The sequence below is a fragment of the Rickettsiales bacterium genome (assembly GCA_041396965.1).
Taxonomy (GTDB): Bacteria; Pseudomonadota; Alphaproteobacteria; order Rickettsiales; family SXRF01; genus SXRF01.
The window spans coordinates 954,274-978,945 of the sequence record JAWKXN010000001.1 but is presented as its reverse complement, the minus strand read 5'-3'; the positions used below and the strand labels follow the sequence as shown (position 1 = coordinate 978,945).

Here is a 24,672-nt window from a genome sequence, read left to right as displayed (position 1 = left end):
AGAAGTGGTAAATGAAAAACAAAAACAAAAATAAAATCTATATGATATGGTAGATTTTATGCTATACGCATAGGTTATGACTTCTAGTTCAACTTTTCCCTACACCCGCCTGCGCCGTACTCGTATGAACGTATGGTCGCGGGAGTTAGTCGCTGAAAGTAAGCTATTACCCGCTGACTTAATTCTGCCGGTCTTTATTGAAGACGGAAAAAATACATCAACCCCCATCCCATCACTTCCTGATGTGAATAGAGTTACTACCAACCTATTAGTAAAAGCAGCAAGAGACGCTTACGCTTGTGGAATTAAAGCTATCGCCCTGTTTCCAAAAATAGCCGGTGAGCTTAAAAGCCCATATGGTGATCAGGCTTTTTTTGATGATAATCTGGTTTGCCGAGCGATTAAGGAATTAAAAAACGCTGTTCCTGATATTGGAGTTATCGCTGATGTCGCTCTTGATCCTTACACCACACATGGGCAGGACGGGATAATGGTTAATGGTAGAATAGATAATGACGCAACTATTGAGGCATTATGCAAACAGGCGCTTAACATGGCAAGAGCCGGTTGTGACGTGCTAGCACCTTCTGATATGATGGATGGGCGCATAGGTGCTATCCGTGAAGTGTTGGAGGAGGAAGGTTTTATTGATACTATAATACTATCATACAGTGCGAAATACGCTTCTTCTATGTACGCTCCATTTCGTGACGCTGTCGGTTCGGGAGTTAATCTTGGGAAATCTGATAAACGTACCTACCAGATGGATTACGCTAACAGTGATGAAGCAATGCGTGAGATTGAGATGGATATAGCTGAAGGCGCTGATATTGTGATGGTAAAGCCCGCCATAGCGTATCTTGATATTATACAAAGAGCGTCATCAAGTTTTAATATCCCTGTGTTCGCCTATCAGGTAAGTGGTGAGTATGCCATGATAAAAGCCGCCGCCGCAAATGGCTGGATTGATGGTGAGCCTGTTATGCTAGAGCAACTAACCTCGATAAAGCGCGCGGGAGCGAAGGCGATATTTACCTATGCCGCCCTTGATGTCGCGATAAAGTTATGACGATCCAAAACAAAAGAATAGTAATTGGTATCAGTGGAGCATCGGGAGCGATATACGGTATTGAACTGCTTAAGACCTTGAAAGAGCTACAGATAGAAACTCATCTAATAATTAGTAAAACCGCACAGATAACTATAAGTGAAGAGACATCTTACAGCTTGTCTCAACTACATGAGCTTGCCAGTTATAATTATAAAGTTACTGATCTGGCGGCAAGCATATCAAGTGGCTCGTTCAAAACTGATGGGATGATAATAGCACCCTGCTCTATGCGCAGCTTGGCTGAGATCGCAACCGGTGTAAGCAGCAATTTGCTGACTCGCGCCGCTGATGTTGTGCTTAAGGAGCGGCGACGCTTGGTGCTTATGGTACGTGAGACACCGCTTAACTCTGTGCATCTACGCAATATGCTAACATTATCTGACATGGGAGCTATTATCGCCCCACCTGTTCCAGCATTTTATAACAACCCAATATCACTTCATGATATGGTTATGCATACTATCGGAAGAACATTGGATTTATTTGATATTGAGCATAATCTGGTTAAACGCTGGAACAAAACACCTTGATTCGCCATTTCTTTTATGTTCTCTTTAAGCTGGTTTTATTTATAACTTTATAGGTTTATAGGAGAATAGAATGGCTGATGAAATAACCGCTGAAAACATATCACAAGAAAAAATAGCTGACGCTGAATTTATTGGAAAAGAAATAATGAAGGCTATGGAAGCGGTAAGAGATAAGCAAAAGCTTATGATGGCTTCTGACGGAAACGTACAAGGGATACCGCCTTCAATCGCTGATAATTTATCTGATGATATTAAGAAACGACTTACCGGTTATGACATTGAGGTTTTAGAAAAAGAAGGTTCCGAAATATGCGCTCTTGGAGCTAAGGAAGGCTTGCTCACCTCCAAATTTGGTTGTGGATGCTGTACCGCTGGATTTTATATAGGGCTAGCCGCTATTATTGGCGGAGCTATTATTCTAAGTGCTGGAATGTCTATTCCGGCTGTTCTTGCCGCTTCTGGATATTCAATGAGCGGTCTTGCCACTGTTCTTGCCGCTATGACTGGAGTGGAGGTTGGCGCTATTTCTCTTATGCTTACCGCGGCTAAAGCCACTCTGGGTCTTATCGCTCTTGGAATTTGTGAAAAAATGGGATGGTGCTAAATCATACAGTAAATTGCCTTTATTTTTCCCTATAAAAATAAAGGCACCTCGCTTGCTTCCGTCTTCGCCCTAAAGGGCTACGACGAGACAAGTCGCAGCGCAAAATCGACTCTTTCGGAGTCAGTTTTGATAGTAACTTGGGTAATTTTTATCACAAGCTACTATAGTTTTTCAATTAATACAGGCCATTATCTATATTAACTGGATAATGGTCTGTTTTGTTATGTCTTCCATTAATATCAGTTTCCTCACTGTCATATATAGTTTCATAATTCTCATATGAGTCTATTACAATTGGATTGCCGCCAGCGTCATCAGGATTTATAATAATCTGATTACTCTCATTTATCATGCTAACATTTTTAGGAACAAAGACCGGTGGTCCAAAAATAAAGGATTCTTTTATTATTTTTGTATCAGAATAATAAGGAGGCATAGCGGGAGTTCCTGTATGTAAATCAACATCAACCAACTCTATCCCTGATGGTATTATGAATTCTTTATTAGGTGTATCTTTAAGCGCTTCTTTCATGAAATTTATAAAAGTCGGCAGAGCGACTGAAGAACCAGTTTCTTTTTTACCAAGTGTACGTGGCTTATCGTAGCCTATGAATACACCTACTACTAAATCAGGAGAAAAGCCTACAAACCATGTGTCAAAGCTTCTATTGGTAGTTCCAGTTTTCCCCGCCACTGTTTTACCTATAACATTAGACCTTGCCGCCGTGCCACGTTTTGCCACGCCTTCAAGCATAGAGGTTATCTGATATATTATTCTTGGATCGGCTATTTGCTCTCGTGTGTCAACAAATTCTGGTGGTCGCGCGGAAAAATTCATAAAACCAGAAATGGAACATGAATTACAATTTCTTGAGTCGCGACGATATATTGTTTGTCCATGCCTGTTGTCTATTCTCTCAATAAATGATGGAGATACTCGCTTACCACCGTTAGCAATCATACTGTAAGCGTTTACTATCCGTAATAAATTTGTTTCCTCAGCGCCAAGAACTATAGAAAAATGCGCTGGAGGATTGTCATAAATCCCAAAGCGTTTTCCTATCTCCAATATCCTATCTAAACCTAGAATCTGCGCTAAACGTACCGTTATGGTATTACGGGATTTCTCAAGCCCCACTCTCATAGTAATAAGACCAAGATAACCGCCATGATAGTTTGACGGCTTCCATGATTCTTTACCATTTCCTTGTGATATTTCTATAGGAGAGTCCCAAATTGTAGTTGAAGGATTAAATCCACTCTCAAGAGCGGACATATATACAAATGGTTTGAACAAAGAACCCGGTTGACGCTTTGCTTGTGTAGCTCTATTAAATTTACTGATTCCATATAGATAGCCACCTGACATAGCGAGGACTCTTCCATTATTTGGTTCCATAACCACTATAGCTCCATTTATTTCTGGAATTTGCTCAAGTCTCCATAATGTTGTTCTCTTCGCTATTCTGTTTTTAGATTTTTTATCTTTTGAGGAACTAACAACAGGAGACACTATAATCACGTCTCCTTGCGCTAAAACATCACTTATTTTTCTTACTTCTTGTCCAACTTTACCATTTTTTAGAGATTTTCTTGCCCATTTTATAAATTTAATTGGGATAAAAGCTTTTTTTTCATTATCAACAAGAATTTCGGCTTTATCCTTATATAGATTACTTACAACCGCTATATGCTGATTTTCTAGCAAGCTATCTTTATATTTTTCTTTTATCTTAACAAAGTCACTTTCTTTATATTTTATATTAGCGAGTATTCCTCTATAGCCATGCCTTCTATCATATTCCATTAAAGCCTTACGCAACGAATTATCAGCTATTTTTTGGAGTTTAGAGTCAAGAGTCGTTTTAACCACAAAACCACCGCCATAAACTGAGTCAGAGCCATAAATATCTGAGAGTTCTCTCTTTACTTCATCAGCGAAAAAATCAGCTTTTACTATCTCGCTTTTAGCTCTCTCATGGAGAGTAATTTCTGTTTTTATGGCTTCATCATACTGTTCTTTATTAATATGACCATCATCTAACATCCTACCAATCACCCAATTACGACGAGTTATGGTAGCGTCATAATTACGGCGTGGATCATAAAATGATGGCGATTTTGGTTCGGCCGCGAGCAATGCCGCCTCCTCTATCGTAAGTTCATCAAGCGATTTGTTAAAATAATTCTGAGCGGCAGCGGCGACACCGTAAGAACCCAGACCAAGATATATCTCGTTAAGATAAAGCTCTAAAATTTTGTCCTTACTATAAACGCTACTAATACGCATAGCGAGAATTGATTCTTTTATTTTACGCTCTATGGTTTTTTCATTAGTTAAAAGAAAATTCTTAACGACCTGTTGAGTAATAGTAGAACCACCTGAGGAGAATTTTATATCCACGTTACCATTTATAAAAGCAGAAAAATTATTTGTTATATTTTCATGAGCGGCTCTTATAAGACCAACAAAATCTATACCGGCATTTTTATAAAAATTTTTGTCCTCAGCGGAAAGAAATGCTTGAGTGACAACTTTGGGAATTGACGATATAGGAACAAATATTCTTTTTTCAGTTGAATATTCAGCAAGCAGCCTGCCATCTTCACTGTAAAGTCTGGTTACTGTTTTAGGATCATAAGCTTCCAACTGCTTATAATCAGGTAAATCTTGTGCGTAATAATCAAAAATAATCCCACCGATAAAAATACCGGTGATCATACCAAGAAATCCTATTGAAAAAGAAACGCTTAAAAATGAGATGAATAACAAGAACAGCTTTTTGATGAGCTTTCCGATATTTTTTAATACGGAGGAGACTAGATTCATAATCTTCCTTCTTGAAAGGATTTTTTATGAGTAAAATAGGCATCTATACCCTTTACTATCCCTTCAACAATCTTTTTTTGATAATACTGAGAATTTATATTATTTTCTTCACTATCGTTAGATAAAAATCCTATCTCAACTAGAACAGATGGAATATCAGGAGCTTTAAGCACAGCAAAACCAGCAAAGCGATGAGGGTTTGGACGCATTTTTACTTTCTTCGCCAGATTTACAACTAAAAAGTCAGCGAATAAAGCTGAGTTGTTTTTTGTTTCTCTCTGAGCGAGTGAAATTAATATATCAGTAACATCTTTTCTTTCTGAGGAAAGATCAATACCTCCGATAATATCAGATTTATTTTCTTTTTCAGCCAGAGCTTCCGCCTCTTTATCAGAAGCCTTATCAGAAACCGTATACACAGAAAGCCCTCTTGCTGAACGATCACTAGCCGAATCAGCGTGAAGAGATATAAACAAGCTCGCTTTTGCCTTACGAGCTATGTCTATTCTTTTTCTAAGCGGTATGAACTTATCATTATATCTAGTAAGGTTCACCCTATATCTCTTTGTCTGCAGTAAACTTCGCCTTAGCGATTTGGCGTATCTAAGAACAACATCTTTTTCTCTAGTTCCTTTTCTTCCAGTAGCACCTGGATCTTGACCACCATGACCAGCATCTATCATTATTAGGGGTAATAATGGTTTTGAGGAGTGACCTTTTTTAGCTACTTCTATGAATAACTTCCCATACTTCGCTTTAACAGAAACCACTTCTATTTTACTCGTCAAATCAAACACAAAGCGTGAAGTATCAGCGGAAAATTGTCCAAAGCGGATTTTTTTTACTAAATTACCATTGTAACCTTTCGGAAGAAAGCCTTTATGTGACCCTCTTATTGTTGGGACATCTATCACCAATCTTTCTGGTTTTGCTAAAGTAAATATCTTATTGGGTTTTTTTACATTAATATCTATAACTATTTGTTCTATATCACTTTTTTTCTTTATTTCAACTCTATTAGAAGCAAAAGAACTAAATGTCATTAATAGGAAAACAAAAGGAATAATGGCTAATCTGTTGATATATAAATATTTTTTCATTATATTAAAGATATATCCAAATTATTTCTATAGAAAAACCACACAAATGCTCAAAGTAATTTTGTATGATAAAAAATACTATTTTTGAATAGTTTTTTATATGTTTTTTATAAAGAAAATTTATTTTATTATTATTAACCAAATTAATCCAACAAGTCATTGTATAATTGTTTTTTAGCTTATATAATGCTCGTGTTTACTGTTAGTTAATAATATTAAGTCTAACATAACTCAAAGGAATACATGGTAATTGGAAAATCAACTGACCGCTTCAACAAAGATAAGAAAGCTCTCAGGAAAAGAAGCCATTACCTTGAAATTTTTTAGTCTTTTTATATAAACACAACCTTACGGTTTGGTATGTCATTTGTTGGTATAAAATTATTACTTCAAAAAATGTTACGAGAGAATATCGTGGGATATTTGGGATATACACGTAGCAATTCAGAAAATGCAGCTAATCATATTAGAAACAATTATTTACCTAATTATAGCAGATCTACCCGTGAGGCTCTTACTAAGGAGTCGCCATTATGGCAAAACGTATACTTATTGATGCCCTTCATTCTGAGGAAACTCGTGTCGTCATAGCTGACAAAGAGCAAATTTATGATTTTGATTCAGCGAACGCTACAAAGAAACAATTAAAAGGAAATATATACCTAGCCAAAATAACTAGGGTTGAGCCATCATTGCAAGCGGCTTTTGTGGAGTATGGTGGTGGCAAGCAAGGTTTTTTACCTTTCTCTGAGATTCATACGGATTACTATCAAATACCGTTTTCTGATAAACAAAAATTGCTTGAGGAAGCTGAACGGGAAGAGCAAGAAGCTGCCACATGTGAGACTGAAAAAGATAAATCAAATGATGAAGATGATAAAGTAGACTCTAAAAGCGATAATAGTGACGAAAATAATGATGATAATTCTATAGCGGAGAAGATACCTTCATATATTGCGTTAGAATCTATTAAAAGCTCTGAGCATATTGAAATACCAGAAGATGATGATGGTAATGAATCTTCTGACAATGAAAATAACAAAACTTCCGACGATAATGGTTACGATAATAAAACCAACAGTGAGGGTAGTAGTGATAGTGAGGATAACGTTAACATAGAATCAGTAGATTCTACGGAGCGTCTTATTGATAATCCTGATAATATAGACAACACGTCTGATAATGGTGACGCTCAAGATAGTGAGATTGAAACCATAGACAATGATAGTAATGATGATGAAAGAAGTAGCAAGCATAAGCAAAGTATATTTTTACGACGTTATAAAATTCAGGAAGTAATTCGTCGTGGTCAAGTTGTATTAGTACAGGTAATCAAGGAAGAAAGAGGCAATAAAGGTGTTTCACTCACTACTTTCTTGTCTCTTGCCGGTCGTTATTGTGTGTTAATGCCTAACTCTCCTAAAGATGGTGGCATATCAAGAAAAATATCTAATTCTGAAGACCGCAAACGCTTAAAAGCTATCTCCAATGAGTTTCGCTTCGCTGAGGGAATGAGTGTTATTATCCGCACCGCTGGTATGGGGAGAAAACGTGTTGAGATAAAACGTGATTTTGATTATCTGGTAAAGCTATGGAATACAATTCGTGAGGAAACCTTAAAATCAAACGCTCCAGCTCTCATATATGAAGAGAGTGACGTAGTAAAAAGGGCGATAAGAGATCAGTATAATAGTGATATTGACGAGATAGTAATAGAAGGCAAGGAAGCGTATAAAACAGCTCGTGAGTTCATGAAATTACTTCTTCCAAGCCATTTACCTAAGATAAAGAATCATGACTCAAAAACTCCCATTTTCTATGAGTATAATGTAGAAGAGCAATTAATCGCTATGCATGATCCGGTAGTTAAAATGAGGTCAGGCGCTTATCTAGTCATTAATCCCACAGAAGCTATGATCTCTATTGACGTGAACTCTGGGAAAGCCACTGGTGAAAGAAATATTGAGGAAACGGCACTTAAGACTAATCTTGAGGCAGCGGAAGAAATAGCTAAACAATTACGTCTGCGTGATCTTGCCGGTCTTGTGGTAATAGATTTTATTGATATGGTTGAGGCTCGTAACAGAAGGGCTATCGAAAAAGCTCTAAAGAACGCTATGCGTGAAGATAGAGCTAAGATACAATTAGGAAGAATTAGTCCTTTTGGTCTGCTTGAGATGTCTCGCCAAAGACTACGCTCTAGTGTCTCAGAAATAAACACCACACAATGTCCACACTGTCTTGGTAGTGGGATCATACGCTCTAACGAGTCTATGGGTATTCAACTTGTAAGAGCTATAGAAAAAGAAGCCGGAGGTAAAGCCGTTTCATCTCTTAAAGTATATACATCACAAAATGTCGCTATGTATATGCTTAACAGTAAAAGGAAAATCATACAAGAAATAGAGGATAATTATGATGTAGAGATAAATATATCTATAAATCCCGAGCTTGGTTATTCTGAATTTAGCATAGAAAAGATGCGTCTTTACGATAATAACAGCAAATCCGATAGGAACGAACAGCGCAGGCAACGCCGCAAAGGCAATAAACAATATAGCAAAGATAGCTTTAAGGAAAGTAACGATGACTCTGATTTAGATGATAATGATAATTTAGAAAATGAAACATCGGAAAACGAAATTAAAGAAAATAACGATAATAAAAGACGTGGTCGTAGACGTAATAATAGAAATAGAGGAAATAAGGATAAATATTCCAATAAGGAAATTCGTGTAGAAGAAGATGGAAATAAGGAGGGTGAACAACCGCAACCAGTTAATACTGACGTTGAAAACAATAAAGATACTGATAGCAACAACAGAAGAAGAAGTAGGCGTAAATGGAGAGATCGTGGTACTGATAAAAAGCTAGGCGATACAAATGATAATTCTGAAAATAATAATGACAATGCTAAAATCTCGGATGACGCTATGAATCTTCCGGCTTTCGCCTCAGATCTTAGTCAACAGACGGTTCCAGCAACTCCTGACTATAAACCTTACCATGATTATAAAAAGGATAATGTGGTAGAAATGGCAAGTAATAAGAATTCTGATAGTAATTCGGAAAAAGACACGAATAATGATGCTAAGGTCAATCCTCCAAGAAGAGGATGGTGGCAAAAAATGATCAGCCTTGATGACTAACTTTTATAATTAACTATCTAAAATGCCTGTTATACGAACAGTATTACGAAATATCTTTCTATTACTATTCATACCAATATGCTTAGTAGGAAAAAATTCATGGGCGGTTGTTCTTATTCGTGACGCTGAGATTGAAAGCACTCTTAAGAGTTACTCAGAGCCAGTATTTAAGGCTGCTGGCATCAATAGTGAGGCTACCAACATTTTTATAGTACAAGATGACTCTATAAACGCTTATGTCACCGGTGGAGCTAATATTTTTATAAATACCGGACTTATAATAAGATCTGATACTCCTGATGTATTAATCGGAGTAATCGCGCATGAGGTAGGGCATATCGCCGGTGGTCACCTGACAAGAAGCACGCAAAAAATGAAAGAAACCAGAATGGCTAACATATTAAGTCTGGTTCTAGGAACGGCAGCGGCGGTAATATCTAAAAAACCAGAAGCAGCGGCGGCGGTGATTACTGGAGGACAAAGTTCTATTTATCGTGATTTTCTTTCTTATAGCAGAGCTAATGAGCAATCAGCTGATCAATCAGCGATAAACAGCCTTGATAAGCTTGGAATATCCGCGAACGGTATGCTTAAATTATTTAATATACTAAAGGATAATGAACGGCAAAAATTTGGACAAATAGACCCATATATGGTAACTCACCCTCTAACTAGTGAGCGTATAGAATTTATAAAAAATCATATTAAAAATTCGGTTATAAAAAAAGGGAGTTATCCAGCTAAATATAAAATTTTACATCAAAGAATGCTCGCGAAACTATACGCCTTTCTTAATACACCAACGAAAACCATTAGAAAATATCCCGAAAGTGATAAGAGCTTAGCGGGAAGAATGGCAAGGGCGATAGCTTATTATAAGATTCCAGACCTAGAAAAATCTATAATAGAGATAAATAGTATAATACAAGATTATCCTAATGATCCGTTTCTTTATGAACTAAAAGGACAGATTTTATTTGAAAACAGGCGTAAAGAGCAAGCTCTGACAGCTTATCAGAAGGCGGTGGAATTACTTCCTAATTATGCCCTTATACTCGCTGATTTAGCAAGAGTTGAACTAGCGCACGAGGATAATTTCCTTACAAAAAAAGCCATAACTCATTTGGAAAAGTCCGTTTCAATTGAGAATAATAACCCGCAAAGCTGGAGATTGCTAGCCACAGCCTATGGTCGTATAGGAAATATGTCAATGTCCTATCTTTCTTTGGCGGAGGAAGCTTTGCTTAATGAGGAAAAGGAAAACGCTATAGAAATGGTTAACAGAGCATTATCTGGACTAACCGCCTCTTCCCCATCATATAGAAGAGCTCATGACCTCAAAAATAAAGCAAAAGAGCTTAAGGATGATAAAAATTTATAATATAGCTATACTTTTTTATAAAAAATGTTAAAATATTAGGTGTTTTCTGATTAAAAATAAGGGAGTTATTATGTCAGCTTTTCGTGTATTCGTTCTTTCAGTAATCTCAATTTTATTGTCAGTTGGCACTGTGTCCGCTAGCTCCAGTGATGATGAGAATGCACCGGTTACTAGAAAAGAAATTCCCGCTCTTGTTAAAAAAGCTCTACTTGACGATACGAGCATATTATCTGAGGTGATAGACAAGATGCAGAAAGAAGAACGCATGGAGTCTATTAACCAAAGCAAGGAAGCTATTCAGAAAAACAAAGATCTTTTATTTAATGATTCTAATTCTCCGGAAGTAGGTCCTAAAGACGCTGATATTGTGATTGTAGAGTTTTTTGATTATCATTGTGGGTATTGTAAGAAGGCCCTAGGTAATATTATAAAATTGCTAGAAAATGACAAAAAAGTCCGTATCGTGTTTAAGGAATATCCTATATTAAGCAATAATTCTATAGAAGCCGCACGCACCGCTCTTGCCGTAAATAATATAGATAAAAGTAAATATTTTGATTTCCATAGGGCCATATTTGATTCACCTGGTCAAATTAGTGAGGACTTTATGTTAAATGAAGCGAAAAAACTTGGTATAGATCCTCTTAAGCTGAAAGCTGAAATTTCTAACCCTGATATTAATAAGGAACTAGAAAGAAACCGTAAATTGGGGGCAGAAATAGGTGCGCAAGGAACTCCCGCTATGGTAATTGGTGATGATTTCTATTCTGGAGCGATTCCTTACGATGCTCTAGTGGAAATAATAAAGCGTAATCGTGCTAATAAATAGTTTTTGTTATAATAATATTTTTAGAGAAATAAGGAACAAGAAGCACGACCAGAAGTTCATTCCAGCCATGAGTTAGCCTCATAGGATTTTTAACAGGAAATACCGGAGGCAAATTTAATAGATTATCAGATGGTCTATAAGCCGGATTCTGTATTTCCAGTGTATACCGAAAATGATGATCATTCATCTGGGACGCTGATTACTCAGCGCCTCAAGCGACCTACCCGAATAACATAGCGCACGGCGACGCGTTACTCCTATTTGGTCTTGCTCCTGATGGGGTTTACCATGCCGCTTTCGTTACCGATCGCGCGGTGCGCTCTTACCACACCATTTCACCCTTACCCCGACTTACGCCCAGGCGGTATATTTTCTGCTGCACTTTCCCTAAGGTCACCCCCGCCGGACGTTATCCGGCACCATGCCGTGTGGAGTCCGGACTTTCCTCGATTTTATAAAAATATAAAACCGCGATCATCCGACCATCTGATGGATGTATGCTATATTAGAATAACTAATATGACAAGACTCTAATCAGCCAATGAGAATCTTACTAGGGATATACCGAAGGCAAAAATAAAAGTGTAAATAAATTTATCTGACTCTGTCGTGTTTTTTTTCTTATTAGAAAATACTAAACCTAGTATCATCATTATAAGCCCTGTTAGAAGAGGAATAAAAAACAAGGCTATAATTCTAAGTTGCTGTTCTTCAATCAAAAATTCTGGGTATAAAAACAAACTCAACCATCCAACAATACAGCCAAATAGAAAATATATGAAAAATGATCCAATAATAGATTTATCTTTTCTATTACGATTACCTACATCGTCCAAGCTATAATAGTGATCATTTTTATCTTTTATTAATAAAAGTGGATAAAGTATGATTTGTAATATTATTTGTAAAAAAAATTCCATATAGTCAATTTGTATCCAGTAGTCCAGCAAGTATTTTACTGCATTCATCATCCCATATTCCTGAAAGATTATTCGGTCGGAAATGACGTTGGAAGGCGGTTATCGCTTGTGGCAAATCGGCTATATCATAACCGTATTTCGCTAGCTCTGATTCTAGTAGCGGTTTAGCTTCTGATATAGAGCTATCATCTGGAAATAACCCAATTCCATTTTCCGCGAGTAATTTCCAATTAAATAGCTCACCCGGATCTTGCTTACGAGTGGGAGCTATATCGCTATGCCCTACTATGTTACGTGGCACGATATTGTGTCTTGTAATAATATCTTTACATAAGGCGATTACTGATTGCATCTGTTCTTCAGGAAAGACCGTATAACCAAATTCATGGCCTTTATTTACAATCTCTATACCGATAGAACGCTGATTTATGTTGGTATTACCACACCAAGAACTTACTCCGGCGTGCCATGCCCGATTTTTTTCATCCACTAGTTGATAAATTGTTCCATCCTCATCAATCATGTAATGTGCGCTTACTTTTGCTGTGGGATTACATAACCTTTCTAATGCTTCATGTGCTGATTTCATGCCCGTATAATGCAAAACCAGCATGTCTATTGCTTGTCCATCGCGACTGTCAAAATTAGGGGAGGGGTTTTGAATAGTTTTCACTAAGAACCTTCAAATGAATTGGATTCAATTTTTGAAAGAAGATTATTTTCATCAAATATTAAAAATATATTTCCTATACCGATACCGTTTTCTTCATTTTTATAAAAAAAGTCACCTTTGTTAAAATTACTTTCTAATATTCGTATAGTTTCTTGTTTCGATACTTTTCCATCAATTATTTTTTCAAGGATTTTTATATCATCAAGCCTTTGCTTATCTATATATAGAGTATTTTTGTAAGATAAATTATTGGATTGATTCAAGATTATAGTAATTGTTATAAGAATAATATTAAGAATAATTGATAATACCAGCGAATATCTTTGCATATATTAACACTCATTACTACGGTTAAACTGAAAATTGATGAGATTCATATAATTTTCCGCCTTCAAGGTTCCATTGCAATTCCATATGGTTTAATTCGCTGAATTGTTCCAGTAATTCCCCCAAACGGTTTATAGCAGCTGACTCAGCAACTATAGAGAATTTACACATAGCTTCCTCTGGTTCTTTCTCGTTTAGATCTATAATGAACTGAATGGCGCAATGCCCAGAAAAATCAGTTGTGTAAGCACGAAGAAGAAAATAATACGCCCATTTATCTTCATCTGAATGATTCGTTAAACCACACTCAAATTTACACTCATCTCCTATTTTTTGTGGGAATTTACGCAAATCCTGACCTATAGTTTTAATATCATCTACCACAACATAAATAATTATTTTTCCACTAAATATGCCATTGGAAACAATAATTTCTAACTGAGTATGATATGGTTCCTCATATAAATGCCTACGAATTATTAGATAGGGAGAGCTCATATTTTTATGCCGCTTTGCGGATTAAGGTGTTATAAGCTTGCGATATTTCAGATGTCTTGAGAGTAAGCAGCATTTTTATTTCCGGTGACAATGTATTATTTATAAATTTATCAGGATGATAGCGTTTTATCATTCTATAATAATGTTTTTTAATTATATCCTTAGGGCTGCGTTTTTCTATTCCTAAAATCACATGTGGTGGTAAAGGCTTGCTGTAACGATCATAGAGCATGCTGTAATCAGACGGGCTGATGTCTAACATACGCGCTATTTTTACGATTACCTTTGATTCCTCTTTACTAAGAGGTTTATCAGCGGCGGCTATCCGAAACAATCTTTCAACTAGAGCGAAAAATAGATCCTTCTTATGAGGGAATGATAATTTAATCTGCCTTACATGACTAGATACAGGGATATTGCTTTTACAGGCGAGCATAAATAGCTGACGAATTTTTATACATATGCCACCGGTTAAAGGAAAAGAGTCACGAAAAGCTAGATATTCCTCCTTAGAAATACCGCCATCAGCCCTAGCGACCATAGCGGATAGCGAAATAACCGCGAAGGTAAAAGACACATCATCCATAGAGTTTTTTAAGGATAGACTATTATTGTTGTTGTGAATCCCCACATTATAATGGTCATGATGGATTTCTTCTAACTTATTGTATTTTTTAGAAAAAAAATAATGGGTAGCGGTAATTCCCCGACTTGGGATACGATAGATGTCAGCGAAAAAATCAATTCCTCTGTTAAGACCAACCTTAGATACGGTTTTAGGAAGACTAAGAAATAATTTCACTTAACACCTATCCTATCTTTTTGTATCCTATTCTATTTCCTGCATAATTTTTGCTTTAGCAACGGGCAAAAGTTCGCTCATTTTTGATATTATCTCATTCTCACTTGCTGTTACCCGCGCTGAGGTAAAATCCCTGATTATTTTATTAATAACGTCATTATCCCCAACTTCCTCAAAATCAGCGATAACTACTTCCTTAGCGTATTCATCAGCGTCTTGTCCGGTTTTCCCTAATTTTTCCGCCGCCCATAGCCCTAAAAGCTTATTACGCTTCGCTATCGCTTTGAAATTCATCTCTTTATCATGGGCGAATTTATTCTCAAATGCCTTTTCTCTATCCTGAAAATTACTCATTTACTCTCCTAAATTATTTTATTTTTATAATTATTGTAACTGCTGATTATAAGCTATATATAGACTATTCCATTATCTACCGCAAGCATTAGAGAGTTTTTGCTTTGAACAATGTAATAACCTTAGCTAATGTCACTACAGTTCTATTGCGAATACTTAAAAATTGATTTAGGCTCTGTTGAATATGATTAGCAAACAAAGAAAGATCTATAATATGTCACCACGCAAACCGATTTACGAGGGAAAAGCAAAAAAACTGTTTGAGGGGCCAGAACCCGGAACAATTATCCAACATTTCAAGGATGACGCGACGGCATTTAATAATAAGAAAAAAGGCACTATTAATGGCAAGGGTGTGCTTAATAACAAAATATCTGAGTATCTAATGCTCAGACTTCATGATATTGGTATACCTACCCATTTTATCCGTAGCCTTAATATGCGTGAGCAGTTGGTACGAGCGGTACAGATAGCTCCTATTGAGGTGATAGTCCGCAATTATGTGGCGGGAAGCTTCGCTAAACGTTTCAATATTGAGGAAGGAAAAGCGCTCGGTCATCCTCTAATTGAGTATAGCTACAAAAATGACGCTCTTGATGATCCGTTTATTAGTGAGGAGCATATTTTCGCTTTTGGTCTGTGCAGCCCGCAAGAGATGGATGAGATACGTATGTACACTTTCAGAATTAATGATTTCTTGTCCGGTCTATTCGCTGGAATTGGCATAAGGTTAGTTGATTTCAAACTAGAATTTGGTCGTCTTTACGAGAATGATCGGGAAATGATTATACTTGCTGATGAGATAAGTCCTGATAATTGTCGTTTATGGGATATAAAATCTGGTAAAAAACTAGATAAAGATAGATTCCGCCAAGATATGGGAGATATTGAGGACGCTTACAGAGAGGTGGCAAGAAGGCTTGGTGTTATGCCTAATGATGAGTCGGCGGGAAGCTATGTGATTGAGGTAAACACCAAAATTCCCGCGAAAAGGAAAGCAGCAAAGACTACAAAGAACAAAAAATCCTCAACGAAGACTAAGACGAAAACCTTGACCGCAAAGACAAGGAAGAAGAAATGAAGGCAAAAATACATATTACCCTAAAAAATGGTGTTCTTGACCCACAAGGCAAGGCTATCGCTGGCGCTTTGCATAATATGGGATATGACAGTATTGAGGAAGTTAGGCAGGGTAAATATATAGAGGTTGACCTAAAACCTTGCGATGAGCAAACAGCAAAGCAAACAGTGGATAAAATATGCTCTTCGCTACTTGCTAATACCGTTATTGAGAATTATAGCTATGAACTTAGCGAGTAGTTTAAGTTATTATGGATAGTTATTAATATGAAATCAGCGGTTATCGTATTTCCCGGTTCAAATTGTGACAGAGACGCTCAGACTGTGCTTAACGCTACCGGTCTTAATCCGGTTATGGTATGGCATGGAGATAGTCAACTACCGGATGTTGATTTAGTTATGCTACCGGGTGGATTTTCCTATGGCGATTATTTAAGGAGTGGAGCGGTTGCCGCTAAATCTCCAATTATGCAAGAAGTGATAAAGCACGCTAATAAAGGCAGGCTAGTTATTGGTGTTTGCAATGGTTTTCAGGTTCTTACTGAATCTGGTCTTCTTGATGGTGTATTGCTTAGAAATAAAAGCCTTAAATTTGTTTGCAAAGATGTTTACCTGAAAGTTGAAAATAATAGCACTGTTTTTACTTCTCGCTATAATAAAGGACAGGTTATTAAAGTTCCGGTGGCGCATCATGACGGCAATTATTTCGCTAATGAGGAAACTATTAAATCATTGCAAGATGAAAAACGTATAGTATTTACTTATTGCGATAAAAATGGTGTTAACAGCGAGGCAAGCAATCCAAATGGATCGCTACTTAACATAGCTGGGATATGCAATAAAAACCGTAATGTTCTTGGCATGATGCCGCACCCTGAACGCTGCGCGGAAAATTTGCTTGGTGGTGTTGATGGAAAAATACTTTTTGAGTCGCTGTTAGCGGCTTAGTGCTTTGTATAAAAGAAAAATTTATTCACAATTTTTATACTTATGCCAGATTGCGGTAAAAATTATCCAAAGCGAGTATAATCAACGATAGCCAAAAAGTTGCAGTAATATCTCAAGGTTTTTACCACGTTTGCTATTCATGGCATCTTTGCCAGCTAGAAATTCCGCTATATCATCTCTGGCTTTTTCCAGAAATTCATGTTGTTCAAAAAGATTGGTAAAAATAAAGCGTGGCAAACCGCTTTGTCTTGTTCCAGTTAAATCGCCACCTCCCCTTATATCTAAATCCGCTTGCGCTATGGCAAAGCCATCATCACTATTACGTAATATTGAAAGACGAGATATAGCATCATGCGCTAGATTATCCGAACATAATAATATACAATAGCTTTCCTTATCACCTCTTCCGACACGCCCTCTTAACTGATGAAGCTGAGAAAGCCCAAAACTCTCGGCTTTTTCTATTACTATTATGGTAGCGTCGCGGACATCAACTCCTACTTCAACCACTGTGGTCGCCACCAATATCCGTTTTTTCCCTTCAGCGAATTCTCTCATGGTTTGGTTTCGCTCATCTGCTTTCATTTTACCATGAACTAAACCAACAACACCGCCAAAACGAGCTGTAAATTCGGTATAACGTAACTTCGCGGCGGCTATATCATCACTGCCGCTAATATCAAGGCTATCCTGCTGTGTATTATCCTCTATCAGAGGACATATCCAATATATCTTATCATCCTTATCGAGAGCCGCTTGTATCCTGTCAATAATCTCGTCATATCGGGATAGTGGTATTACTCTGGTTACTATATTCTTGCGATGCGCCGGTTTCTCACGAAGCATTGAGCAATCCATATCACCATACATCGTCATGGTAAGTGAGCGTGGTATCGGTGTTGCTGTCATATGCAATATATGCGGTGAGTTCCCCTTCGCCGATAAAGCTGTGCGCTGCCCTACTCCAAAACGATGCTGCTCATCAATTACAATGAATACTAGATTCTTGAATTCCACCTTCTCTTGAAATAAAGCGTGAGTTCCAACTATTATATTTATTCCTCCACTAGCAAGACCAGACAAGGTGCTCTCTCGTTCTTTGCCTTTTACGCTGCCAGTAAGCAATGATACTCTAACATTTACATTGTCCAAAAGCTCTAAAATTGTGTTAAAATGCTGTCTAGCTATTATCTCGGTCGGTACCATAAGCGCGCATTGCCCACCCTGCTCTACCACCTTTAACATAGCGATAAGAGCTACTATAGTTTTTCCGCTGCCAACATCTCCTTGCAACAATCTACCCATACGGTTGCCGGATGCCATATCCTCAGAAATATCATCTATAACCTGTTCTTGACCTCTGGTAAGAGAAAAAGGCAATTTGTTAATTAGGTCTCTGGTAAGCTTACCACTATCTTTAATAATCTCTCCTGATTGTTTTTTCCTATTGGAGCGTAATATCGCTAGATGCAATTGGTTAGCGAGCATTTCATCATAAGAAAGTCGCGCTCTGGCTGGAGAATTTATCGCTATATCATCAGCATTCTCAGGGTTATGAACTTTAGTCAAAGAATTTTTCCATCCACTCCACCCATATTCTGATAATTCTTCCGATTTTATCCATTCAGGAAGCTCTGGAAGATGTTCAAGAGATTTTTTTACTATTCCTCTTATTCTTTTATTGGTAAGACCAGCGGTAAGTGGATATACCGGCTCAATTTTTTTTACCTCCTCCAGCTTATCAATAGTGGTTATTATGTCTGGATGAGTCATTTGCGCTTGATAATCAAATTTCTCTGTTCTACCGCTGATAACTCTTTGCTGTCCTACTGGAAGAATTTGCTTTATATATTCCTCTTTAGCGTTAAAAAACACCAAAATGATGGAACCAGTATCATTTGAGCACGTTACCTTGTACGGCTTCCTACTATAGCGGCTTCTTGTTCTTGCCGGTGGTTGGTGATTATCCACGGTCACAATGAATGTAGCCACGACGCCATCAGCCACCTCTGATAACGGACAGGTGAATCTTCTATCTATTATGCCAACCGGCAGATGGAATAGTAAATCACGAACGAACGGATTACTTTTTGCCGACATTCTCCCCGATACTGGCAATAAAAGACGACGCATAGAATCCGACGATGAACTACCAATACCTTTGATTACGGTAAGTGGAGAAAACAGGTAATTAAGAATCTCATGACGCATGGATAACGAATATAATTATTTGTATGAATAATGCCATATATTATTTATTAGTTTACACCTGCTATACATCGCAAAACCCTACTTATCTACTTATGGTTAGTGGTTTTGATACTCATTTTTATAATCAGAACAGTAATAAATTTTCATTAATAATAATTAAGTAAAAACTATCAATAAGATACTTGAATTTTCTGTTTAATCGTCCAATAATACGGCTTATTTATTTTCCTGATAATTTTCCTACGTAGATCGGTTATAATCATGCGCCTTAAAGTAAGATTCTGTTTTTTAACTACGCTCATAGCAAGCTTTTCTATATTGCTGTTTACAACTTCTTGTCGTGCCGAGAAGACTGAGACGTTACAACTGCTTGGTTTATTTGGTGATGTATTTGACAGAATCAGAACCGATCATGTTGAGGAAGTAAATGATGATGAACTTATCGAAGCCGCTATAAATGGTATGTTGGTATCGCTTGACCCTCATTCTGGCTATATGAACAAGAAATCATTTAAGGAAATGCAAGTACAGACCAAAGGGGAGTTTGGTGGTCTTGGCATTGAGGTAACTATGGAAAATGGGTTGGTTAGAGTTATAGCGCCGATTGATGATACTCCGGCTTTTAAGGCTGGAATCAAGGCTGGTGACTATATAAGTTATATTGATGATTCTGCGGTTATGGGACTTACCCTGTCAGAAGCAGTTGACAAAATGCGTGGTAAGGTAGGAACAAAGGTTAAACTTACTATTTTCCGTGAGGAACTATCAGAACCGCTTGATATAGAGATAACCAGAGACATAATAAAAATAAAATCCGCGCGTGTTCGCCCTGAAGGAGACGATATAGTATATATAAGACTTACACAATTTACTGAGCAAACTACAAAGCTTATGCGCTCTGAATTCAAAAAAATTAAGAGTAAAATGCCTAAGCTACGTGGTGTTATTCTGGATCTGCGCAATAATCCGGGAGGTTTATTGGAACAATCAGTATCTGTAGCTGATGCTTTCTTAAAACAAGGAGAGGTAGTTTCAACTAGAGAAAGAGATCCACAAAACACTAAGCGTTACAGCGCGCAATCTGGAAATGAGATAGTAGGCGATAATGTTCCTGTAGTGGTTTTGATAAATAACGGTTCAGCTTCAGCCTCAGAGATCGTCTCTGGTGCTCTTCAAGACCATAAAAGAGCGATTATAATGGGAACGAAGACTTTTGGTAAAGGTTCTGTGCAGACTGTTATACCTATTCCTGATCATGGTGCTATTAGGCTTACCACCGCTCGTTATTACACGCCTTCTGGACATTCAATACAAAATAAAGGAATTATCCCAGATATAGAAGTTAAACCGGCGAAGATTGAACCTATAAAAATAAACGATAAGATACGCAGTGAGGATAAGTTGCGGAAGAGGTTGGAAAATCTACAAGATAAGAAAAAGGACAAAAATGACAAGAAATCCGATGATGAAAAGCTATCTTCTGACAATGATGAAAGTAATGTAGATGATTTTCAATTACAAAGAGCCATAGATCTTATTCATGGTATTAATGTTTATGAACAAGTCTTGTCTAAAAAATAAATATAGTAATTTCCTATGTATACTATTGTCTTTGTAATAAACTAAAATTGTGTTTGGAAATTGTCAGGGTTATGGGTAGAGGTAAAAACATGAACTCTCTTCCGGCTTATTTTTGGAAAAAATTGTTTTGGAAAACTATTCTGATAATTCTTGTATGTATTTTTCTGGGACAACTTACTTTCATATGGGTTTTAGGCAAGGAAGAGACAAAGGACGCTTTTGACTCAGGTCGTAGAATATTGATAAATATAGAAAATGATCAGTTAAGCGGAAAAATAATATCATCTGTAGAAGACATAGATGATAAAGGTGATAAAATCTCTGAAACCGCTAATAATAATCCACAAGATAATAAAGAAACGACAAAAATAAAGGAAGAGGATGATAATAAAGCTGAAGATACTGTCTCTAGTCACTCAGAAATAATTGATGATGGTTCAGAAGCGCATTCAGAAGAGCTTGTAAAAATAGAAACGTCATATAACAAGGATGAAGATTTACCACCTCTGGAAAAATCAAAAAATCAGCCGTTAAAAATAAATGAAGAGTTATTCACTGAGACAGAGTTCGGTAAAATACCTAAAATATCAAGCGATGGTAAAAAACCATGGCAGTATTACGCGAAGAACATGAAGATTGATAGTTCAAAACCGATGATAGCTATTATTGTTAGTGGTCTTGGTCAGTATAAATATTCTTTGGATCATGCTCTTAGATTGCCGGAAAATATTAATCTTAGTTTTTCGCCTTATTCTCCTAATATTGATGTTTTGCTATCAATGGCACGGACAAGCGGTCATGAGGTAATGCTTGATTTACCTATGGAATCTATTGATTATCCAGCTTCTGATCCTGGTCCTCTTGGGCTTCTGGTCTCTAAAGACCAGCAGGAAAATGAAATTAAAATAAAAAAGATTATGGCGAAGAATTCTAGCTATGTAGGATTTGTGACTCCTAAAAATGAGATTTTTTTGGAAAATATTGACCTAGCGAAATCACTGATAAAAATATTATCAATGCGTGGTTTAATGATGATAGTTGGTAAAAAGCCAGCGAAGCAAAGTATAGAGGAACTTATTGAGGTGGACAGCACTTCTAATGCTATAATAGATACCGTAATTGATGAAGAGTTAAGCGAATCATCAATTAACGCTAAACTTTTATTACTAGAGCAAATGGCAGCGAAAAAAGGCTACGCTATAGGGCTAATTGATTCATACCCAATTAGTATAAAATATTTAGAAAAATGGATAAATAGAACTAAAAATCATGATTTTAACCTAGTACCAGTATCCGCTATAATTTCTAAAAGGAATTAATAATGTATAAAGACCTGCCATATAGAAAAGGGGTTGGTATAATTCTACTCAATAATGAAAATAAAGTGTTTGTTGGTAAACGCATAGACATGCGCTCGGAGGCATGGCAAATGCCACAAGGCGGCATTGATGATGGAGAAGAACCTGAAAAAGCGGTCATAAGAGAGATGGCGGAGGAAACAGGAACTGATAAAGCCTATATAATCGCTGTTAGCAAGGATTGGTATTATTATGACCTACCAGATGAGTTAGTGCCTAAAATATGGAATGGAAAATTTCGTGGACAACAACAAAAGTGGTTTTGTTTGCGTTTTTCGGGTAGTGACTCTGACATTGATATTAATACAGAACATCCAGAGTTTGATGAATGGCAATGGGCGGAAGCACGAGAACTACCTAACCTTATAGTGCCATTCAAAAGACAGCTTTATAAAGATATATTGACAGAGTTTGCAGAGCATTTAATATAGCAAATTGTCTTTATTTCCCCTATAAAACTCAATTATGATGATATGGTTTATAATATCATTAAAACGGAATTTCGTCATCCATCAATTCAGCTATTGGCTCTTTCTGTCCACCGTATTGTTGTTGCCCACTAGAATAATCCTGATTATAAGAGCCACTGCTAGACGCTCCGCTATCTCCACCTTTACTATCAAGCATGGTAAGTGAGCCATTAAATCCCTGAAGCACTACTTCAGTTGAGTATTTTTCTTGACCATCTTTATCAGTCCATTTACGGGTTTGCAATTGTCCTTCTATATAAACCTTCGAGCCTTTTTTGATATAATTTTTTATAACGCCAACTAAGCCTTCATTAAAAACAACGACACGGTGCCATTCAGTTTTTTCTCTACGTTCTCCGGTATTCCTATCTTTCCAGCTTTCAGAAGTAGCTATGGCAAGGTTTGCTATTTCCCGCCCATCTTGCGTTGAGCGTATCTCTGGATCACGTCCAAGATTACCAATAAGTATTACTTTGTTAACACTTCCAGCCATAACATATACCCCATTTTATTTATGATTTTTATTATACAACATACGATATAAGAGCAATAGCCTTAACTTATGATACAATCAACCATAAAATAAAGGGGTTGTACCAGCCAACTATAGCAACTTACGGTAGGAATTACCCAAGTTACTGTAGGAATCGACTCCGAAAGAGTTGATTTTACGGCGCATAACGAACAACCTGCTCTTACGCATGCCAGTTCATAACAGATTTGGGAATTAGATGGTACATCCCCAAAGATTTTTTAGTTCACCAAGAGATTTATAATCTGTCATATCCATACATATCGGCGTTATGGTGATATAATCATTCTGCAAATAATCAATATCAACATCTGGTTTTTCTGGCGTATTATCTCGTTCTCCACCCAGCCAGAAATATGGTCTACCTTTGGGATCCGCTCGCTCACTGAGCTGAATATTTACCAACCGCTTTCCCTGCGCGCATATTTTTACACCTTTAACCTTATTCTCAGAACAATAAGGAAAATTTATATTCATTAGTATGTTTTTATCCCATTTTGTGGAAATAAGCTTTTTTATTATCTCCGCCGCGAATTTTTCCACCACCGACCACTTCATGTCATAAGAACCATCATGGTTAAGGCTAAGAGCGATGGAAGGAATATTGAGTACAGTACCTTCCATTGCCGCCGCGATTGTTCCTGAATAAGTCACGTCATCACCAACATTGGAACCATGATTTACACCGGATAAAACTAAATCAACCGGCTTACCATCCTCCTTCGCTACAATTTGCTTTATAGCGAGCAATACGCAATCTGTCGGAGTACCACCCACAGCATAACGTTTCTCTTCCAACTTACGAACACGCACCGGCAGATGCAGAGTAAGAGAATGTGCCGCTCCGCTTTGCTCACTCTCAGGAGCGACTACCCACACATCATCAGATATAGCACGAGCTATTTTTTCCAAAACCTTTATGCCATCAGAATTTATACCATCATCATTGCTTATAAGTATTCTTGGCATTAGGCAATCGGCATTAGGCAATGGTGTAGTGGTTTCGTTCATCAAATTTTTTCTTTCAAAGACTTTCGTAAGCTATGTAACATTTTTTGCAACTGATTTATTTCAAAAAGCATTTTTGAGCATTCTATATAACCTATATCTTCTGCAAGAATCAATAAAGTTTCAAGCTCAGCCAAAGAACCTATAGCAACTGAAATAAAAGCTATATAATCCTTAGTGCCGTGTCGTGAAAAACCTTCTGCTATATTAGCTGGAATAGAAATAGCGGCACGTCTGGTCTGGCTAACTAAAGCAAACAACTCTTCTTTTGGATATTGCTTAGTCAAAATATAAATATTCTTAACTAATATACGTGCTCTTTTCCAGACATCTAAATCTTTATAACTTGATATATTTCCCATTCACAGACTTTCAC

Annotated in this window: 23 protein-coding genes, 1 other RNA gene and 1 pseudogene; 12 read left to right on the top strand and 13 right to left on the bottom strand. The window is 37.0% G+C overall.

The window, feature by feature from the left end:
• Nucleotides 1-76 precede the first annotated feature (76 nt).
• The 3 genes from hemB (at nt 77) to R3D71_04995 (ending at nt 2,245) form a co-directional block, all read left to right on the top strand.
• Nucleotides 77-1,069: a porphobilinogen synthase gene (hemB, locus tag R3D71_05005; protein ID MEZ5691006.1), complete on the top strand. Its 993-nt coding sequence runs from the start codon at nt 77-79 to the stop codon at nt 1,067-1,069.
• Nucleotides 1,066-1,641 (top strand): UbiX family flavin prenyltransferase, encoded by a 576-nt coding sequence (locus tag R3D71_05000; GenBank protein ID MEZ5691005.1) that lies wholly within the window; start codon nt 1,066-1,068, stop codon nt 1,639-1,641. Before hemB ends, R3D71_05000 begins: the two co-directional genes overlap by 4 nt.
• Before the next feature lie 70 nt (nt 1,642-1,711).
• Nucleotides 1,712-2,245, top strand: coding sequence for a hypothetical protein (locus tag R3D71_04995; GenBank protein ID MEZ5691004.1), 534 nt, complete (start codon nt 1,712-1,714; stop codon nt 2,243-2,245).
• Nucleotides 2,246-2,420: 175 nt separating this feature from the next.
• Here R3D71_04995 and R3D71_04990 read toward each other — a convergent pair whose 3' ends face one another.
• A complete protein-coding gene (locus tag R3D71_04990; GenBank protein ID MEZ5691003.1) occupies nt 2,421-5,075 on the bottom strand; it encodes a penicillin-binding protein 1A in 2,655 nt (884 codons plus the stop codon).
• Nucleotides 5,072-6,118: an N-acetylmuramoyl-L-alanine amidase gene (locus R3D71_04985; protein ID MEZ5691002.1), complete on the bottom strand. Its 1,047-nt coding sequence runs from the start codon at nt 6,116-6,118 to the stop codon at nt 5,072-5,074. The genes R3D71_04990 and R3D71_04985 overlap by 4 nt, the downstream gene beginning before the upstream one ends.
• Before the next feature lie 590 nt (nt 6,119-6,708).
• On the opposite strand from R3D71_04985, the gene R3D71_04980 reads away from it, so the two are divergent.
• The 3 genes from R3D71_04980 to R3D71_04970 all read left to right on the top strand — a co-directional run bounded on the left by R3D71_04980 (nt 6,709) and on the right by R3D71_04970 (nt 11,534).
• Complete coding sequence (locus R3D71_04980; protein MEZ5691001.1) at nt 6,709-9,324, top strand: Rne/Rng family ribonuclease; 2,616 nt, start codon at nt 6,709-6,711, stop codon at nt 9,322-9,324.
• A 22-nt stretch (nt 9,325-9,346) separates the two neighbouring features.
• Entirely contained in the window at nt 9,347-10,705 is a 1,359-nt protein-coding gene (locus R3D71_04975; protein MEZ5691000.1) for a M48 family metalloprotease, read from the top strand.
• A gap of 70 nt (nt 10,706-10,775) precedes the next feature.
• Complete coding sequence (locus R3D71_04970; GenBank protein ID MEZ5690999.1) at nt 10,776-11,534, top strand: DsbA family protein; 759 nt, start codon at nt 10,776-10,778, stop codon at nt 11,532-11,534.
• A 121-nt stretch (nt 11,535-11,655) separates the two neighbouring features.
• On the opposite strand, the gene rnpB is transcribed toward R3D71_04970, so the two are convergent.
• The 7 genes from rnpB to R3D71_04935 form a co-directional block, all read right to left on the bottom strand.
• An RNA gene (gene rnpB / locus R3D71_04965) (RNase P RNA component class A) lies at nt 11,656-12,024 on the bottom strand.
• Nucleotides 12,025-12,064: 40 nt separating this feature from the next.
• Nucleotides 12,065-12,454 (bottom strand): hypothetical protein, encoded by a 390-nt coding sequence (locus R3D71_04960; protein ID MEZ5690998.1) that lies wholly within the window; start codon nt 12,452-12,454, stop codon nt 12,065-12,067.
• 4 nt (nt 12,455-12,458) lie between these two features.
• Nucleotides 12,459-13,127, bottom strand: coding sequence for an N-acetylmuramoyl-L-alanine amidase (locus tag R3D71_04955; GenBank protein ID MEZ5690997.1), 669 nt, complete (start codon nt 13,125-13,127; stop codon nt 12,459-12,461).
• Nucleotides 13,127-13,456 carry a hypothetical protein gene (locus tag R3D71_04950; protein MEZ5690996.1) on the bottom strand — a complete coding sequence of 110 codons (330 nt, stop codon included), beginning with the start codon at nt 13,454-13,456 and terminating at the stop codon, nt 13,127-13,129. The genes R3D71_04955 and R3D71_04950 overlap by 1 nt, the downstream gene beginning before the upstream one ends.
• Before the next feature lie 22 nt (nt 13,457-13,478).
• On the bottom strand, nt 13,479-13,952 hold the full coding sequence (locus R3D71_04945) for a hypothetical protein (protein MEZ5690995.1): 474 nt from the start codon (nt 13,950-13,952) through the stop codon (nt 13,479-13,481).
• A 4-nt stretch (nt 13,953-13,956) separates the two neighbouring features.
• Nucleotides 13,957-14,754 (bottom strand): molecular chaperone DjiA, encoded by a 798-nt coding sequence (locus tag R3D71_04940; GenBank protein MEZ5690994.1) that lies wholly within the window; start codon nt 14,752-14,754, stop codon nt 13,957-13,959.
• 27 nt (nt 14,755-14,781) lie between these two features.
• Nucleotides 14,782-15,108 carry a DUF1476 domain-containing protein gene (locus R3D71_04935; protein MEZ5690993.1) on the bottom strand — a complete coding sequence of 109 codons (327 nt, stop codon included), beginning with the start codon at nt 15,106-15,108 and terminating at the stop codon, nt 14,782-14,784.
• 214 nt (nt 15,109-15,322) lie between these two features.
• Here R3D71_04935 and R3D71_04930 point away from each other — a divergent pair.
• The 3 genes and pseudogenes from R3D71_04930 to purQ all read left to right on the top strand — a co-directional run bounded on the left by R3D71_04930 (nt 15,323) and on the right by purQ (nt 17,136).
• A pseudogene (locus tag R3D71_04930) lies at nt 15,323-16,045 on the top strand (phosphoribosylaminoimidazolesuccinocarboxamide synthase).
• A gap of 140 nt (nt 16,046-16,185) precedes the next feature.
• Nucleotides 16,186-16,428 (top strand): phosphoribosylformylglycinamidine synthase subunit PurS, encoded by a 243-nt coding sequence (gene purS / locus R3D71_04925; protein ID MEZ5690992.1) that lies wholly within the window; start codon nt 16,186-16,188, stop codon nt 16,426-16,428.
• A gap of 27 nt (nt 16,429-16,455) precedes the next feature.
• Nucleotides 16,456-17,136: a phosphoribosylformylglycinamidine synthase subunit PurQ gene (gene purQ / locus R3D71_04920; GenBank protein ID MEZ5690991.1), complete on the top strand. Its 681-nt coding sequence runs from the start codon at nt 16,456-16,458 to the stop codon at nt 17,134-17,136.
• 81 nt (nt 17,137-17,217) lie between these two features.
• Here purQ and recG read toward each other — a convergent pair whose 3' ends face one another.
• The gene (recG, locus tag R3D71_04915) at nt 17,218-19,347 is read right to left on the bottom strand and encodes an ATP-dependent DNA helicase RecG (GenBank protein MEZ5690990.1); all 2,130 of its coding nucleotides are present in this window, start codon (nt 19,345-19,347) and stop codon (nt 17,218-17,220) included.
• Nucleotides 19,348-19,608: 261 nt separating this feature from the next.
• Between recG and R3D71_04910 the strand changes: the two genes are divergently transcribed.
• The 3 genes from R3D71_04910 (at nt 19,609) to R3D71_04900 (ending at nt 22,717) form a co-directional block, all read left to right on the top strand.
• The gene (locus tag R3D71_04910) at nt 19,609-20,928 is read left to right on the top strand and encodes a S41 family peptidase (protein MEZ5690989.1); all 1,320 of its coding nucleotides are present in this window, start codon (nt 19,609-19,611) and stop codon (nt 20,926-20,928) included.
• A gap of 89 nt (nt 20,929-21,017) precedes the next feature.
• Nucleotides 21,018-22,247 carry a divergent polysaccharide deacetylase family protein gene (locus R3D71_04905; protein MEZ5690988.1) on the top strand — a complete coding sequence of 410 codons (1,230 nt, stop codon included), beginning with the start codon at nt 21,018-21,020 and terminating at the stop codon, nt 22,245-22,247.
• Between the two features lie 2 nt (nt 22,248-22,249).
• Entirely contained in the window at nt 22,250-22,717 is a 468-nt protein-coding gene (locus R3D71_04900) for an RNA pyrophosphohydrolase (protein ID MEZ5690987.1), read from the top strand.
• 58 nt (nt 22,718-22,775) lie between these two features.
• On the opposite strand, the gene ssb is transcribed toward R3D71_04900, so the two are convergent.
• From ssb to R3D71_04885, 3 genes are all read right to left on the bottom strand, one after another.
• Nucleotides 22,776-23,249, bottom strand: coding sequence for a single-stranded DNA-binding protein (ssb, locus tag R3D71_04895; GenBank protein MEZ5690986.1), 474 nt, complete (start codon nt 23,247-23,249; stop codon nt 22,776-22,778).
• A gap of 234 nt (nt 23,250-23,483) precedes the next feature.
• Nucleotides 23,484-24,299 (bottom strand): 5'/3'-nucleotidase SurE, encoded by an 816-nt coding sequence (gene surE, locus R3D71_04890; GenBank protein ID MEZ5690985.1) that lies wholly within the window; start codon nt 24,297-24,299, stop codon nt 23,484-23,486.
• On the bottom strand, nt 24,299-24,658 hold the full coding sequence (locus tag R3D71_04885) for a four helix bundle protein (GenBank protein ID MEZ5690984.1): 360 nt from the start codon (nt 24,656-24,658) through the stop codon (nt 24,299-24,301). The genes surE and R3D71_04885 overlap by 1 nt, the downstream gene beginning before the upstream one ends.
• Nucleotides 24,659-24,672: the final 14 nt, after the last annotated feature.

What these genes read in the sequence shown, in the direction of transcription:
- hemB (MEZ5691006.1), top strand. Translation starts at nt 77, where the DNA reads ATGACTTCTAGTTCAACTTTTCCCTACACCCGCCTGCGCCGTACTCGT.
- R3D71_05000 (MEZ5691005.1), top strand. Translation starts at nt 1,066, where the DNA reads ATGACGATCCAAAACAAAAGAATAGTAATTGGTATCAGTGGAGCATCG.
- R3D71_04995 (MEZ5691004.1), top strand. Translation starts at nt 1,712, where the DNA reads ATGGCTGATGAAATAACCGCTGAAAACATATCACAAGAAAAAATAGCT.
- R3D71_04990 (MEZ5691003.1), bottom strand. Translation starts at nt 5,075, where the DNA reads ATGAATCTAGTCTCCTCCGTATTAAAAAATATCGGAAAGCTCATCAAA.
- R3D71_04985 (MEZ5691002.1), bottom strand. Translation starts at nt 6,118, where the DNA reads ATGACATTTAGTTCTTTTGCTTCTAATAGAGTTGAAATAAAGAAAAAA.
- R3D71_04980 (MEZ5691001.1), top strand. Translation starts at nt 6,709, where the DNA reads ATGGCAAAACGTATACTTATTGATGCCCTTCATTCTGAGGAAACTCGT.
- R3D71_04975 (MEZ5691000.1), top strand. Translation starts at nt 9,347, where the DNA reads ATGCCTGTTATACGAACAGTATTACGAAATATCTTTCTATTACTATTC.
- R3D71_04970 (MEZ5690999.1), top strand. Translation starts at nt 10,776, where the DNA reads ATGTCAGCTTTTCGTGTATTCGTTCTTTCAGTAATCTCAATTTTATTG.
- R3D71_04960 (MEZ5690998.1), bottom strand. Translation starts at nt 12,454, where the DNA reads ATGGAATTTTTTTTACAAATAATATTACAAATCATACTTTATCCACTT.
- R3D71_04950 (MEZ5690996.1), bottom strand. Translation starts at nt 13,456, where the DNA reads ATGCAAAGATATTCGCTGGTATTATCAATTATTCTTAATATTATTCTT.
- R3D71_04945 (MEZ5690995.1), bottom strand. Translation starts at nt 13,952, where the DNA reads ATGAGCTCTCCCTATCTAATAATTCGTAGGCATTTATATGAGGAACCA.
- R3D71_04935 (MEZ5690993.1), bottom strand. Translation starts at nt 15,108, where the DNA reads ATGAGTAATTTTCAGGATAGAGAAAAGGCATTTGAGAATAAATTCGCC.
- purS (MEZ5690992.1), top strand. Translation starts at nt 16,186, where the DNA reads ATGAAGGCAAAAATACATATTACCCTAAAAAATGGTGTTCTTGACCCA.
- purQ (MEZ5690991.1), top strand. Translation starts at nt 16,456, where the DNA reads ATGAAATCAGCGGTTATCGTATTTCCCGGTTCAAATTGTGACAGAGAC.
- recG (MEZ5690990.1), bottom strand. Translation starts at nt 19,347, where the DNA reads ATGCGTCATGAGATTCTTAATTACCTGTTTTCTCCACTTACCGTAATC.
- R3D71_04910 (MEZ5690989.1), top strand. Translation starts at nt 19,609, where the DNA reads ATGCGCCTTAAAGTAAGATTCTGTTTTTTAACTACGCTCATAGCAAGC.
- R3D71_04905 (MEZ5690988.1), top strand. Translation starts at nt 21,018, where the DNA reads ATGAACTCTCTTCCGGCTTATTTTTGGAAAAAATTGTTTTGGAAAACT.
- R3D71_04900 (MEZ5690987.1), top strand. Translation starts at nt 22,250, where the DNA reads ATGTATAAAGACCTGCCATATAGAAAAGGGGTTGGTATAATTCTACTC.
- ssb (MEZ5690986.1), bottom strand. Translation starts at nt 23,249, where the DNA reads ATGGCTGGAAGTGTTAACAAAGTAATACTTATTGGTAATCTTGGACGT.
- surE (MEZ5690985.1), bottom strand. Translation starts at nt 24,299, where the DNA reads ATGAACGAAACCACTACACCATTGCCTAATGCCGATTGCCTAATGCCA.
- R3D71_04885 (MEZ5690984.1), bottom strand. Translation starts at nt 24,658, where the DNA reads ATGGGAAATATATCAAGTTATAAAGATTTAGATGTCTGGAAAAGAGCA.